This window comes from uncultured Streptococcus sp. (assembly GCF_963536705.1).
GTDB lineage: Bacteria > Bacillota > Bacilli > Lactobacillales > Streptococcaceae > Streptococcus.
In genome coordinates this window covers 14,172-27,686 of record NZ_CAUTAP010000012.1, presented here as the reverse complement: position 1 = coordinate 27,686, position 13,515 = coordinate 14,172, and the positions used below count along the sequence as shown (strand labels likewise).

Annotated in this window: 14 protein-coding genes; 1 reads left to right on the top strand and 13 read right to left on the bottom strand. The window is 43.8% G+C overall.

The features are described 5' to 3' along the window. Positions 1 to 79 precede the first annotated feature (79 nt). From RWX26_RS07730 to RWX26_RS07670, 13 genes are all read right to left on the bottom strand, one after another. Positions 80 to 1,912 (bottom strand): Cna B-type domain-containing protein, encoded by a 1,833-nt coding sequence (locus RWX26_RS07730; protein ID WP_314580569.1) that lies wholly within the window; start codon positions 1,910 to 1,912, stop codon positions 80 to 82. Between the two features lie 465 nt (positions 1,913 to 2,377). Then, complete coding sequence (gene groL / locus RWX26_RS07725; RefSeq protein ID WP_002914472.1) at positions 2,378 to 4,000, bottom strand: chaperonin GroEL; 1,623 nt, start codon at positions 3,998 to 4,000, stop codon at positions 2,378 to 2,380. 23 nt (positions 4,001 to 4,023) lie between these two features. Then, on the bottom strand, positions 4,024 to 4,305 hold the full coding sequence (groES, locus tag RWX26_RS07720) for a co-chaperone GroES (RefSeq protein WP_314580567.1): 282 nt from the start codon (positions 4,303 to 4,305) through the stop codon (positions 4,024 to 4,026). Between the two features lie 210 nt (positions 4,306 to 4,515). Then, entirely contained in the window at positions 4,516 to 4,806 is a 291-nt protein-coding gene (locus tag RWX26_RS07715) for a hypothetical protein (protein WP_002901670.1), read from the bottom strand. 12 nt (positions 4,807 to 4,818) lie between these two features. Further along, positions 4,819 to 5,673 (bottom strand): PTS system mannose/fructose/sorbose family transporter subunit IID, encoded by an 855-nt coding sequence (locus RWX26_RS07710; RefSeq protein ID WP_399558434.1) that lies wholly within the window; start codon positions 5,671 to 5,673, stop codon positions 4,819 to 4,821. Beyond that, a complete protein-coding gene (locus RWX26_RS07705) occupies positions 5,657 to 6,502 on the bottom strand; it encodes a PTS sugar transporter subunit IIC (RefSeq protein WP_314580561.1) in 846 nt (281 codons plus the stop codon). The genes RWX26_RS07710 and RWX26_RS07705 overlap by 17 nt, the downstream gene beginning before the upstream one ends. Positions 6,503 to 6,529: 27 nt before the next feature. Then, the gene (locus tag RWX26_RS07700; RefSeq protein ID WP_002896729.1) at positions 6,530 to 7,024 is read right to left on the bottom strand and encodes a PTS sugar transporter subunit IIB; all 495 of its coding nucleotides are present in this window, start codon (positions 7,022 to 7,024) and stop codon (positions 6,530 to 6,532) included. A gap of 43 nt (positions 7,025 to 7,067) precedes the next feature. Next, on the bottom strand, positions 7,068 to 7,505 hold the full coding sequence (locus RWX26_RS07695) for a PTS fructose transporter subunit IIA (protein WP_314580557.1): 438 nt from the start codon (positions 7,503 to 7,505) through the stop codon (positions 7,068 to 7,070). A 219-nt stretch (positions 7,506 to 7,724) separates the two neighbouring features. Further along, positions 7,725 to 9,008 carry a sugar ABC transporter substrate-binding protein gene (locus tag RWX26_RS07690; RefSeq protein ID WP_314580555.1) on the bottom strand — a complete coding sequence of 428 codons (1,284 nt, stop codon included), beginning with the start codon at positions 9,006 to 9,008 and terminating at the stop codon, positions 7,725 to 7,727. After that, the gene (locus RWX26_RS07685) at positions 9,005 to 9,688 is read right to left on the bottom strand and encodes a response regulator transcription factor (RefSeq protein WP_012130913.1); all 684 of its coding nucleotides are present in this window, start codon (positions 9,686 to 9,688) and stop codon (positions 9,005 to 9,007) included. The genes RWX26_RS07690 and RWX26_RS07685 overlap by 4 nt, the downstream gene beginning before the upstream one ends. Continuing rightward, positions 9,681 to 10,994, bottom strand: a complete 1,314-nt coding sequence (locus tag RWX26_RS07680; protein ID WP_002896734.1) for a sensor histidine kinase — start codon at positions 10,992 to 10,994, stop codon at positions 9,681 to 9,683. The genes RWX26_RS07685 and RWX26_RS07680 overlap by 8 nt, the downstream gene beginning before the upstream one ends. Further along, a complete protein-coding gene (locus tag RWX26_RS07675; protein WP_314580548.1) occupies positions 10,994 to 11,980 on the bottom strand; it encodes a substrate-binding domain-containing protein in 987 nt (328 codons plus the stop codon). Before RWX26_RS07675 ends, RWX26_RS07680 begins: the two co-directional genes overlap by 1 nt. Before the next feature lie 280 nt (positions 11,981 to 12,260). Then, complete coding sequence (locus tag RWX26_RS07670; RefSeq protein WP_002896737.1) at positions 12,261 to 12,656, bottom strand: single-stranded DNA-binding protein; 396 nt, start codon at positions 12,654 to 12,656, stop codon at positions 12,261 to 12,263. Positions 12,657 to 12,784: 128 nt separating this feature from the next. Here RWX26_RS07670 and RWX26_RS07665 point away from each other — a divergent pair, with 128 nt between their 5' ends. Beyond that, positions 12,785 to 13,372, top strand: coding sequence for a hypothetical protein (locus RWX26_RS07665; RefSeq protein ID WP_314580546.1), 588 nt, complete (start codon positions 12,785 to 12,787; stop codon positions 13,370 to 13,372). Positions 13,373 to 13,515: the final 143 nt, after the last annotated feature.

Here is a 13,515-nt window from a genome sequence, read left to right as displayed (position 1 = left end):
TTGCTTTCTAAAAAACGGCTACTGCTAATCCGGGTTTGGAGTAAAAAATCTCTGTCCCTTAAGGGAACAGAGATGAAATTTATTTCTTCTTCGCACGGAAGACAATGAAGCCTACCAAGCCTACTAGAGCTACTCCAGCAGCAATCATGATCCAGCTAGCATTCTCACCCGCTTTAGGGAGAACTTTCTTGGTTCCAACATTAGAGGCATTTCCTCCGCCAGTACCATTATCTGATTCGATGATCACAACAGTACTTCCTGTAGTGCTGCTTGAGCTAGAGCTAGAACTAGAACTACTACTGCTGCTCTTAGAGCTATTGTCCGAACTAGGTTTCGGCGGTTGCGGAACTCCTGGAACTGGTGTATTGGTAATGTTCATACCATCAACAGTAGCTGTATAACCATAAACACGGTCTTCAGTAACTGAGTAGACAATATCTTTTCCATCTTCACCAGTCGCTGGCAAGTCAGTGAACTCATACTTCCACTCACCCTTATCATTCGGACCAATTTCTTTATGAGCAACTTCAGTGCCATTTGCATAGAGACGAACGGTAATCTTGTCTGGACGTTTGCCATCTTTATCGTTGTCATCATTCCAAGTCTTGGTACCTGAAGCGGTAATCAATGCCTTACGGTTGGTAAAGTCTTTGTAAATAATACCAGAACCATAATTTTTGAGCTGAGCGGCATTAACCTGAATCTCTTCATCTGACAGTTGGTAACCTTCTGGTGCCTTGGTTTCCTTAATCAGATAATGCTCCTTAATCAAGTTGCTGAAAGAAGCAATCCCGTTAGCATCACTGGTTGCTTTTTGAACAATTGTCACACCATCTTCATCGTACAATGTGAATTCAGCACCTGCTAGGGCTTTACCAGCTTCATCTTTCTTAGTCACCTGCACACCATAGACATCCCCATGTGCATAGCCGTTTGCACGTTGGTAGCGGACAGCAACTGAAGATTTTTGCTCTTCGATATTATCTGCTCGCATGATTGCTTCGTTCGGGAAGAGTGTTCCATCAGTCGGAACTGTAGGGAAGTTGACACGATAGCGAACATAGAAGCCTTCATTGGCACCGATATGTCCCATGTTAATGGTAAAGGAACGCTTGTCAGGCGCAAGATTAATCGTATAATTTGCTGTCACATCCTCGCGCTGCTGACTTAGTCGGTAAGAGTTATCAGCCGGGTCAACAACCCATGAGCCTTTAAGAATTTGGAAGCTGTTGAGATCAATTTCTCCGGTATTAAAGCCCAGAGTATCTGAAATAACAACATTATCCAGTTCTTGATTTTGTTGGTTGATATTCAGGCTGTAAGTAATGCTCTTGATATTATCCGCATTATTCCAGCCGTATTTTATGAAAGTATAAGGAGTTGCTTGGCCAGGAAGACCTTTGTAGTCAACTTTCCCATACTCAACAATCTTCTTACCAACGATAAGTTTCAGAGGAATAGAGCCTTTATCTCTAGCTACTGTATGATCAACGCGAGCTAAAAGATGAACTTTTCCTTCAATATGAGAGCGAGTCAGGACATAGTCTGTATAAGTCAGTGTAAGCTGTTTAGAGCTTGCATCAACAACAGCTGTCGCTACGAGATTGCCGTCATCATCTTTGACTTCAAAATCAGCTCCCTCCAAGGCAAATTCAGCAGGAAGTCCAATGGTCGTAGTATCTCCTGGCTGAACCTTGCCATAATTAAAGGCAAAGTTTGCGTCAATTTGAAATTTTTCCCAAGGGGAAAGGCCGTCAGTCAGTTCTTCACCCTTTTGATTGTAAACATTTACTGAGGTGATAACATCGTCTACCGTGTTAGCTCTGGCAGATTGACTGCTAGAAAACAGGCTAAAGAGGAGCACAAAGGCTACTGAGAAAAAGCGCGCAATAGTATGAGATATTCTTTTCATAAATAATCCCTCCGTTTTTTTCCTTTTTTCCTTTTTATCGAACATGTAAAAATATTAAAATTCCTTTACATTTCCAATATACTACATATATTAGACTAGCATACGATTGACTATAAGTCAACTATTTACCTTTACCAGTTCAGCTTTTGTCGACAATGTGTAAACCAGTTTATTTCTCCAAAAACCTTGTTATATAAGAATTGAAAACCGTTTCCTCCGTCATCTTCTTGTATTTTCTTGAAACAAAAATGTAATATTTGGCTACATAATAAATGAACAAATATGAATTATATGACCATGAATATTTATATATATAAATTTGTTTTTAAAAGCAAGCATAATTATTAAGGCTTGCTACATAACTAGTCACAATAAAAAAACTGAACAAATCTGCTCAGTTTTCTAATTGATAAATATAAGACAAAGATTATACCTAATTTATACGAATATATAATCCATTATTTTCTACATCATACCGCCCATCATGCCTGGATCCATAGCTGGAGCTGGGCTAGCTGGTTCTGGTTGATTAGCTACTACTGCTTCGGTTGTCAAGATAAGACTGGCAACAGAAGCGGCATTTTGCAAGGCTGAACGAGTCACCTTAACTGGATCAATGATTCCAGCTTCAATCATGTTAACCCATTCGCCAGTCGCGGCATTAAAGCCTGTACCAACTTCAGAGTTTTTCAAACGGTCAATGACGATTGAACCTTCAAAGCCTGCATTCAGAGCGATTTGACGGACAGGCTCTTCCAAGGCACGGAGAACGATGTTACGTCCAGTCCCTTCATCCCCTGCCAACTCAAGACCTGCAACAGCGTCCAGTACGTTGATATAGGCCGTACCACCACCTGATACGATTCCTTCTTCTACTGCTGCACGGGTTGCATTAAGGGCATCTTCGATGCGAAGTTTCATTTCTTTGAGTTCTGTTTCGGTTGCAGCTCCGACCTTAATCACAGCTACACCACCGGACAATTTAGCCAGACGTTCTTGCAGTTTCTCACGGTCAAACTCAGAAGTGCTGCTTTCAATCTGTGACTTAATAACTGCCACACGGTTAGCAATGGCTTCTGGATTACCAGAACCTTCCACAATCACAGTGCTGTCCTTATCAACAGTGACTTTAGAAGCTTGTCCAAGCGCTTCAATCGTAGCGTCTTTGAGCTCTAGGCCAAGATCATCTGTAATCACTGTACCGCCTGTCAAGATAGCGATGTCTTCCAACATAGCCTTACGACGATCGCCAAAGCCTGGTGCCTTGACAGCTACGACATTAAAGGTTCCGCGAATCTTGTTAAGAACCAATGTTGGCAGAGCTTCACCATCTACATCATCTGCGACAATCAAGAGCGGACGATTGGTTTTCAAAATGTTTTCCAATAATGGCAGAATCTCTTGAATGTTAGAAATTTTCTTGTCAGTAATCAAGATGTAAGGATTGTCCAGTTCGGCTACCATTTTTTCATTGTCAGTTACCATATATTGAGACAAGTAGCCGCGGTCAAACTGCATCCCCTCAACTACATCCAGCTCAGTTTCCATCCCTTTGGACTCTTCGATGGTAATAACACCGTCATTGCCAACTTTTTCCATAGCTTCAGAGATGTACTCACCGACTTTCTCGCTGCGAGAAGAAACGGCAGCAACCTGAGCAATAGCTTCCTTGTTAGAAACTGGCACTGAGTTAGATTTTAGGGCTTCAACTGCTGTCGCAACGGCTGCTTCAATCCCGCGGCGGATACCAATTGGATTAGCACCAGCTGTAACATTTTTAATCCCTTCGCGGACGATAGCCTGTGTCAAAACAGTTGCTGTTGTTGTTCCGTCACCAGCGATATCGTTGGTCTTTGAAGCAACTTCTGACACCAGCTTAGCGCCCATGTTTTCAAAATGGTCTTCCAGTTCGATTTCCTTGGCAATGGTTACACCGTCATTGGTGATAAGGGGTGAGCCAAAGGATTTTTCCAAAACGACATTGCGGCCTTTAGGACCCAAAGTCACTTTGACAGTATTTGCTAAGATGTCAACTCCACGAACCATACTGCTTCTTGCATCTGCTGAAAATTTAATATCTTTTGCCATTTTATTATTCCTCTCTTCTAATCTTACTCGACAACTGCTAGAATATTGGCTTCACTGACTAAGAGATAAGTTTCATCTCCGTCCTTGACTTCCACGCCTGCGTGATTTTCTACGAGAACCTTGTCCCCTTCCTTGACACTCAGGGCTACCAGCTCACCGTTCAACGTACGAATACCTTGGCCGACTGCGACAACTTCTGCTGTCTTAGTCGCTGCTTGGCCGGTGCCTGCAATGACAAATCCGCCAACTTTCTGCTCTTTTTCTTCTACTTTCAAGACCACACGGTCTCCTAATGGTTTTAACATAGTTTTCCTCCAAAGATTGAATTTTTAGCACTCTAAACTATCGAGTGCTAATCTATAGTTATTATTTTATCACTTGGTCAGAAATAGTCAAGAAAAAAACCGGCTAGATGAAAGAAAAATTTTATTTTTTCTTCACTTGGTCCTAAAGTCAAAAAAATAAAAAACAAGTCCGAGCTAAAATCCTCTCAGACTTGTCTTTAGGGGGAATGTCTATCTTGCAAGTTTTAGTTTTGCTTCAAAATCATCAATCACTTTTTGCAGATTTAGGCGTCCTCTATAGATGCCATAGCCAAACAAAAGCATAGCTAAGATACCCAGTAGAGCTAGGACGATTCCTGCAATCAGTGCTAGGAGATTGGTCTCATGAAAGAGATAAATCAGAACAAGACCGATGCTGGCAATGGCAAAGAAGAGACTGAACCAGCGTCCTAGATTTTCAATCATATGCTTCTGGTAGTGAATTTCTGTTTCATAGCCTTGAATCAATTCTTGTTCTGTCATGATCTTCTCCTTTTAATATTTCAATCCTGGGTTGAAGAAACCAACTAATACACCAACAAAAGCAACTACAACGAGGATGAGCATAACTTTGATTGGAGAAAAGTTTTTCTTCGCCATCAGCCACCAACAGAAGACGATAAAGAGTGCTGTCAAGAGACCAGGGTAGACACCATCTAACTGATCTTGCATGACCAAAAATGCTTTACCAGATGAATCTTTCAATTGGAAAGCCGTTTTTACTGGAACCCAAGTAGCAGCAACTGCTCCGATAACCATACCACCAACGATAGATACTGATTTACGGATAGCCTGTCCTTGAGGACCTACCAAAAATTCAACTGCTTTATCACCTAATTCATAGCCTTTGAAGTAGGCAAAGCGCATACCGCCATAGATGAGAACATTCCAGACAAGGATGTAGAAGAGAGCGCCGATAGGATTTCCACCTTTAGAGAGGCCAAGGGCAATCCCCAGCAGAACTGGAATCAAAGTTCCAACTACTAAAGAGTCACCGATACCCGCGATAGGTCCCATGAGACCGGCACGCATACCATTGATAGTTTCGCCATCAACAGCGTCACCATTGGCACGCGCTTCTTCCAAACCAGCTGTAATCCCCACTACCAAAGCCCCGAGCTGAGGTTCTGTATTGAAGAAAGCTGTATAGGTCTGCATAGCTTCTTTCTGCTCTGCTTTGTCTTTGTAGAGTTCTTCCACGATTGGCAGCATAGAGGTCAAGTAGCCGAAAGTCTGCATGTGCTCTTGAGAGAAGCAAGTTAAATGACCATAGTACCAATGGTGGAATGATTTCGCTAAAGTCTTTTTAGTTATTTTCTTTCTTTCAGCCATCTTAGATATCCTCCTCATCGTCATCAAAGTCAGCCCCACCAGCCGGCGCGGTTACTCGAGCTGATTTGATTACTTCCAATTCATAGTAAATTACTGCAAAAATCAATGAAACAATTGCACTGGCAACCAAATTAAGACCAAGTGACTTAGCCAAGGTGAAGCCCACAAAGAATGGGATAAAGTCAGCAGCCTTGGTAACGATTTGTTTCAAAAGAATGGCAATACCGACACATGGGAGAAGAGCTCCGACTGTAAAGAGGGATTTCATGATGAAGCCATCCATTGGCAGATGGGTTTTCATCAGTTCAACCATATTCGGACCAAACTTCGTGATGATCATGGTTGGAAGGAAAGAGAAGACAAAGTGGGAAATCCAAGGATAGACCCAGTCAACAGCGTAAAGCTTTTTGAATTCGCCTTTTTCAACAGCTTTCCAGCCAATGTGCTGCCAAAGCAAGTTTGTAGTAGCTGTTCCATAGAAGAGAACTGTACCGATAGTACCAACTGCTGCTCCGATTGGTGCAGCTGCTGCAGCGATAGCAGATTCAGAGGTGATGCCTTTAGAGTGAACAAACAAGATTGCGAGAGGAATCCCAATGTAAGAGATCGCCCGCACGTCAGCGGAAACTGTACCACCTGGTGTTACCAGAGCGATATAGAGGACCTGAAGGGCTACCCCAACCATAATCCCTGTTTTTAAATCTCCAAGAATCAACCCGCTAATCAAACCTCCGACCAGAGGACGTCCCAGAGTGTAGTTACCAATACTAGAACCACCCATACCAGGCATAGAAGCTAAACTAGCAAAAAGACCCAGTAAAGCGGCTTGCAGCCAAGAAATTGTCATAATAGACTCTCCTTTTCATTATTGTAATTAAAAACCAAATTTAGACTTGAAATCGCTCCAGTAACCAATGGAAACATCTGGTAAGAGCTGGAATTTGACTTTGTAGCCTGCTTTTTCAATCGCCTCAATCGCTTCTGCCTCTTCCTGAGTGATGGACTGGTTGTTGCCCAGCTTAACAGCTCCCGGACGGTCATTAGCAGGACCGACGATGATTTCCTTAACATCCCCAGGTACAAAACCTTGGTCCACTAGAATTTCCTTCATGTCTACAGGATTTTTCGTAATGAGGAAATAACGGCTGTCTGACTCTGTGACCTTGCCTGATTTTTCCTTGAAGGCTTCCTTGGTCCAAACAAAAGTCTTCTTGTCAGAAGCTCCCTTGTAGGCCTGAATCAAAACCTTGTTTCCTGCGGCTGCATTATTAACTGCAATCAAGCCATCACAAGGGTATTCCTTAGCCCAGCGAGTGACTGTTTGACCGTGGATCATGCGGTCGTCAATCCGTACAAATGATACTGTCATCTTTAAAATCTCCTTTTATCTTTTATAATATATGGCGGAAGCACTAAATGTCGTCTTCATCTTCGTCAGCTGCATCGCTTACGACTTCAAATTGCTGCAAAGCAGCTGTAGCCTCGGAAAGGATAGCCTGAGCCAGCTCTTTTCCGTCTAAGATGTCTTTCATAACCAAGCCAGTCAGTCCCATGGTCAGGTTCAAACCTCCCAAGATAACTGCTGAGTCGAGCTTACCCATGTCAGCTAAGATACTAGCTGCTGTCGTCAGAGGACTGCCTCCTACAATATCAGCCAGAACTAAGACACTGTCATCAGCACTTAAGCCAGCCAAGGCCTGAGTAAAATCAACTGCAAAATCATCAACTGACTTGCCTTCCTGAAGACCGACCGCAATCACCTGATCCGTCTTGTCTCCGGCAAACATCTTCAAGGAACTCTGCACGCCTGCAGCCAGTCCCCCATGGCTGACCAGTACAAGGTATTTCATCTTTCCTGCCTCCTTTATCCTTCGACTTCTTAGCCAAGTCAGGCTTTAGATGACGAAGGATTTATTGATGATTTTATTGTACAGAATATGGAACCGGTTTCATATTGTCAAATGTCACTTTGCCCAGATGACATTTGTTAGGAAAAATATGACATTTGTCATATTGGTCTAGTCAGCTGTGCTTTTTTCTGGCTTAATTAGCAATAAAAAGAAAGCAGATTATTTTCCGCTTTCTATTTCTCTTTGAATGCTCGGCAAGGCACTGTCAATCTCTTGATTCTGCATAGCATTTTGAATTAGATAGTCCATCCGATCCATCGTATGACGGTCCACTTCCAGACTGATGTCAATGATGGAGCGATTCATCATGTGGTCTAGCCTATCAGAAGTCAAGGAATCCAAGCCAAAATCATCGGCCTGTAAGATTTCTCTACCCTGTTGACTTTTCACTACAGATGGTAAAACTGAGGTCCCCTGCGATTTTTCAAACAAGGCCTGCTGACTTTCTTTATCCTGTGACAGCAAGAGCATAAATTCCCAAGCCAACTTTTCTTGCTTGGTATTGGAAGACATGGCAAAGAGCGAGGTCTTAACTTGTGTTCCCATCACCTGGCTATTAGCTGTTGGCATCGGGATACAGGTCCAAGAAAAGCTAGAATACTTGGCAACATGGTATGGGTAGGGCTTGTAGGTCCGATACTGGGCCAGACTCATAGGATAGAAGGCCACCCGCCCCTCATCAAAGTCATTAGAAGTCACCTTATAGTGCTGGCTGAGCATGTCTAACTTGCTCATAAAGGCCAAGGCTTGGTGCATCTCTGAACTGTCTACATTGATACCGGATTTATCGATAAGGTGGCCGCCATAAGCTACCAGAGCCTGCTGCCAAGTATAATCCGTAATACCGTACTGATCCACCACACCATCGCCATTGGTATCCTTGGTTACTTTCTTGCAAATCTCATAGAAATCCGCCAGGGTCCAACCTGACTCAGGAATGCTAATCCCTTCTTTTTCAAGCAGGTCTTTATTGACACACATCATGATAGGATTGCTCTCAACTGGAAGAGCATAGCTGACTCCCTGATATTGCCCAGCTTCATAAGCCACCGGATAAAAAGCCTTTCGTTCATCATCCGTTAAAAGGGTATCCAAGGATTTGAGCGCGCCAGTCGAAGCCAACATGCTAAAGTCGTTTTCCGGTACCATAAAGAGATCTGGCTGCTCGCCTTTCAAGACTTGCTCAGCCAGCCAGTCAGCGTAATCATCCTTGGGAATACCGCTTTCATAGACGACCTTGACATGAGGATGCGTCTTTTCAAATTTTTTAATCAAGCTGTCCAAGACCTTGTTTTCGCGGCTGTTAGGCACATCCCAGCTAGAGCCAGCATAGACACCGATACGCAGGACTTTTTCCTGAGCTGAAGCCCAAAAGACAAAAGCCAGAGCAACAGATATGATCAGGACAACCAGTAGGGCCAAATGTCTCAGTCTCCACTTCATTTGTCGCTTTCCTTACTAAAATCTCTCTGGGTGACTCCGGTCTGCACAGCCCAGATAGCCAGCTGGGTTCGGTCGCGCAAGTTGAGCTTGGCTAGGATGCCTGACAGGTAATTTCGGACTGTCCCTTCTGATAGAAAGAGCTTGGCTGCAATTTCTTTATTCGAAATCCCAAAGCCAATCTGCTGGATAATCTTCCACTCTGTTCGGCTCATATCCTCAACATTTTCCTCAGTCACCGTGATAGCAAAGTTGGACTGGGCCATCTGTGAAAAGATTTTGAAGACCTTAGTGGCAATATTGGGATTGATCATGGCTCCGCCTCGATAGACTGTCTGAATGGCTTCGTGAAGCTCTTCTGTCGAAACCCCTTTGAGAATATAACCAGACGCACCGTATTTGAGAGCGGAGAAGATAAATTCATCGTCATCAAAGGTCGTCAGAATGATAATCTTAACATCCGGATACTGCTCCTTGACAGCCTTGGTACAGAGAACACCGTCCATGACTGGCATGCGAATATCCATCAAAATCACATCTGGGCGTACCCGATGAAGCTTTTCCAGCACTTCCTTGCCGTCTCCGACTGTCCCAACAACCTCAATATCAGCGTGGGCTGACAGGATGATTTGCAGAGACTCGCGAATCAAGGCCTGATCGTCTGCTATTAAAACCTTAATCATGTCTTCCTCCTATTTTGGGGATTTCGATATGCGTGTAGAAACCGTCCCGATTTTCAAAGCGGACGCTTCCGCCAATAATCATTAGGCGCTCCTGCATCTGCTTGAGGCCATAGCCATAGTGGAGTTCATCAAAACCAACACCATCATCCTGAATGGTCATTACATAGGACTCTTCCTCCAGCAACTCAATCCAGATAGTCTTGGCATGCCCATGGCGGACAGAGTTGGTAATAGACTCCTGAATCACCCGAAACACAATGTCTTCCTTGGCAATATCCAAGTCAATATTATCCCATTCGTAGCGGAGATGAATCTCCAAATTGGAGATGGCTTCATACTCACGGATAATCTTAATCAGAGCTTCCTTCAAAGTGTTATTTTCCAGAGCTCCCGGTCGCATCTTATTGAGCGAGCCGCGGACATCACGGATACCATCTCGAACGACGACTGAAACATTATTGAGCTGCTCCTTAGCCCGATTGGTATCAATATCAACCAAGACCTTGACCGCATCAATACCCGCCGAAATTCCCGTCAGGGCATGGCCCAATGTATCGTGAATCTCTCTGGCAATCCGCTTCCGCTCTCGATCTTCTGCTATTTTCTCAGACAAAGCCAGATAAGAGTTCAACTCGCGATTGGCCTGAGAAGCCATGCGCAGCTCTTCCTCAATCCGATGACGCTCCGTAATGGCTGACAGGATGTAGAAGAGCAAGGAAATCATAAAGACGACGATATTGAGGGAATAGAGGAAGTTCTTACCAAAAAGCAGTAACAGCCGGACGGACTCTGGGTAAAACCGAATATAGGTATCTAAAGAAGGCAGCTTGATAAAGAGCGACATAAGGTCATAGTTGGACAAGAGCAGCATGCCAAAGCTCAAAATAATGAAAGAAAACCAATACTTCTTGTCCTTAGAAGAATTGAACTCCTTAGAGCCATAGAAAATATCCGCAAACACCAAGAGAATCAAGCCATTGTAGGACGAGTGCAAGACGGAAAAGATGACCAGCATGAGCAAGATTTCAATAATGGTCGCTTTGTCATAGACGGACAGCTGATTGGGGTGGCGCTCGCGATAGTACATGACCAAAAGCAGACTGCCATAGAGGCTAATTGATACCCAGAAAATCAAGCTGGGAGAGCCCGGAATAGCATCCAAACGCTCCAAAAGCGAGTGACTGAAGCCCTTAGCTGCTACATAGTTGGTCGCAAAGAGATAGATGGACGCATTATAGACAATGGCAACTAGATTGATGACCATCAGGGCTATTTTGCTATAAAATATACTTTTTTGAGGTCTCATTATTGCCACCCTGTAACTGTGTATTGACTGATATTATCTCTATTAACCAGATGAACGGGAATCAGGTATTGGCTGTCGTAGGATTCCCCCTCCTGCATCAGCTCAATTACCTGCGCCACCTTGCGCCCCATCTGAATGGGCGATTGGGCCACGGTTCCCTCTATATCGCTAGTCGTAGCCAGAAAGTTTTTGATATCTGGTGAACCATCCACGCCATAGATTGAGATTTTCTTATCAAGACCTTGATTTTTAATAGCAGCCAAGGCCCCGATAGCTGCTCGATCATTGAGCGCCATAACTACATTAAAGTCTAAACCTTCGTCTAGAGCCCCTTTGACCTGCGGCATGGTTTCCTCAGTCTGGCCCAGTGTTTCTTTCTGGGAAATAATCCTGTAGCTAGGCTGTTTTTCAATCGTATCAATAAATCCCTGAATCCGGTCCATGGCCGAGACGGCATTGCGGTGCTCTAGAAGGAGAATATTGGCAGAAGGAAGACGCTTCATCATGTCCTGGGCAATCAGGACGCCTGCTTGGTAGTTATCAGACACAATGGTCGTATCCACTTTTACATCCTGACTGATAGGCGCATCCACTACGATAATTTTAATCCCAGCTTTCTTGGCCTTTTGAAGAGAGGAAATAATACTTGGACTATTGCTTTTCACCGGATTGATGACAATGACATCAACCTTTTCTCGGACAAAAAAGTCAATCTGCTGGCTCTGCTTGCCCTCATCCAGCTCAGGATCCCGAACGTAGAGCCTGCTGCCCTGCTGGTTGGTTTTCTTCTCCAGCTCCGCATTTAAGGTCTTGTAAAAGTCATTGTTCATGGTCATGTAAGTCACCCCAATCTTGACCTGCTTCTCATCTGGCAAAACGCCCTTGAAATAAACAAAAAGCAAACCCAAGATAAGCAGAATAAAAAGCGGCCAGAGAGCCTTCTTCTGATAATGCTGTATCCGTTTTTTGACCTTAGCTGATACCATTTTTCACCCCCTATGCCGTAAGCGCCTTTATGAAACATATAGGATTATTATATTACAAAGCCACCAAAAAGCAAAATCTTTCCAGAAATGGCTATAATAAAAGAGGCGAGACAGAATCTAAAAAATCCATGATTTTTGATTCTTGGTCCCACCTCGACAATCATAATTAAACTTTTAAAAGCTTGATAGAAATAGACTTTCAGTCAAACAGATCTTGCATCCTGCAAAACCGAATGATGATTTTTTAGAGCAAGGTCATTTCCCAGTCTTTGCCTCTTGCTTAAAAGGGAAGCTCCTCTTCTTCCAACACCAAATCTGCTAAATCAGCTCCGCTATTATTTTCACGCAGAGCGCGCTGGGCCCGACTTTCCAGGAGCTGGAAGCTATGACAGAGCACTTCTGTCACATAATGAGTCGCCCCCTCCTTCTCATAGCGACGAGTCCGTAGCTCACCATCCAGAGAAATCAAGCTGCCCTTACTTGCATAGCTGGCTAAAGTCTCAGCTAGACGACCCCAGACAACCACATTTACAAAATCCGCCTCACGCTCACCGCTCTGAGATTTATAACGGCGATTAACCGCGACCGTTGCACGAGCCACAGATTTTTCATTCGCAGTCTTGTGCAGTTCAGGTGTAGCCGTCAGCCGGCCGATTACAATTACTTTATTATACATTTTATATCCTCCTAACTTATCATTCGTAAAAGGAGGCAAAAAGTGAAAAAAATGTGGTATAGTATAGATAAAAAGGAAAGTTGCAGCTTCTGCCCCTTTCCTACTAGACTTGTGCAACGGAGGCTCCGATGACCATTAAACATTCGCCTGTGAAAAATCTTCTTTTTATACTGATTTCTCTGTGGTTCGGAGGCTTTTCTGCCTTGGCTGCCGTAGACTACCTGACTAGCTCCAACCCCTACAAAGACACCAGTTTCTTTGTCCTTAGTCTACTGGTTGCTGCTTTTTTCTTACTGCTCCTTATCTTTGCTATTCGCAGACTAACCATTCATGCGACTATCCTCTCCTTTGACCACGAATATGTGACCTACCATTATAGCGGACTCTTATCAGCAGCCACCTACTGCATTCCCATGCAGCAGATTAGTCATGCTCGCTACAGCCGAGACAGTGAAGAATCCGAGATTAGTCTTTGGATGGAGGACGGTTTCCATGACTTTGCAGCCTTTAACCATCCCCGCCACAAAATTTATGCCTATCCTGACAGCCAACTCATCGGCATTGTTTTCAAGAGAAAGCGCCTCAAAGTATTGGAAGACCAAGGCCTAAATAGCCTCATCTACCAGTACAAATACAGCAGTCCAAGCCAGAGTCCCACAGCCACTCCTCAATCAACAACCGACTCGCAAAGCAATAGCAACAGCGTCTTCTTTTGAGACAGTATGGTGATTGGTAAGACAAATCACTTTAGATTACGGAGGATATCTAATGAATTATATAGCTTTTGTTTACTCCATTCTTTTATTATTTTCAACCTATTTCGCTTATAAAAAGAAAATGAGTAGCTCCAAAATCTCAT

Coding starts and splice junctions, on each gene's coding strand:
- RWX26_RS07730 (WP_314580569.1), bottom strand. CDS start 1,912: ATGAAAAGAATATCTCATACTATTGCGCGCTTTTTCTCAGTAGCCTTT.
- groL (WP_002914472.1), bottom strand. CDS start 4,000: ATGGCAAAAGATATTAAATTTTCAGCAGATGCAAGAAGCAGTATGGTT.
- groES (WP_314580567.1), bottom strand. CDS start 4,305: ATGTTAAAACCATTAGGAGACCGTGTGGTCTTGAAAGTAGAAGAAAAA.
- RWX26_RS07715 (WP_002901670.1), bottom strand. CDS start 4,806: ATGACAGAACAAGAATTGATTCAAGGCTATGAAACAGAAATTCACTAC.
- RWX26_RS07710 (WP_399558434.1), bottom strand. CDS start 5,673: ATGAGGAGGATATCTAAGATGGCTGAAAGAAAGAAAATAACTAAAAAG.
- RWX26_RS07705 (WP_314580561.1), bottom strand. CDS start 6,502: ATGACAATTTCTTGGCTGCAAGCCGCTTTACTGGGTCTTTTTGCTAGT.
- RWX26_RS07700 (WP_002896729.1), bottom strand. CDS start 7,024: ATGACAGTATCATTTGTACGGATTGACGACCGCATGATCCACGGTCAA.
- RWX26_RS07695 (WP_314580557.1), bottom strand. CDS start 7,505: ATGAAATACCTTGTACTGGTCAGCCATGGGGGACTGGCTGCAGGCGTG.
- RWX26_RS07690 (WP_314580555.1), bottom strand. CDS start 9,008: ATGAAGTGGAGACTGAGACATTTGGCCCTACTGGTTGTCCTGATCATA.
- RWX26_RS07685 (WP_012130913.1), bottom strand. CDS start 9,688: ATGATTAAGGTTTTAATAGCAGACGATCAGGCCTTGATTCGCGAGTCT.
- RWX26_RS07680 (WP_002896734.1), bottom strand. CDS start 10,994: ATGAGACCTCAAAAAAGTATATTTTATAGCAAAATAGCCCTGATGGTC.
- RWX26_RS07675 (WP_314580548.1), bottom strand. CDS start 11,980: ATGGTATCAGCTAAGGTCAAAAAACGGATACAGCATTATCAGAAGAAG.
- RWX26_RS07670 (WP_002896737.1), bottom strand. CDS start 12,656: ATGTATAATAAAGTAATTGTAATCGGCCGGCTGACGGCTACACCTGAA.
- RWX26_RS07665 (WP_314580546.1), top strand. CDS start 12,785: ATGACCATTAAACATTCGCCTGTGAAAAATCTTCTTTTTATACTGATT.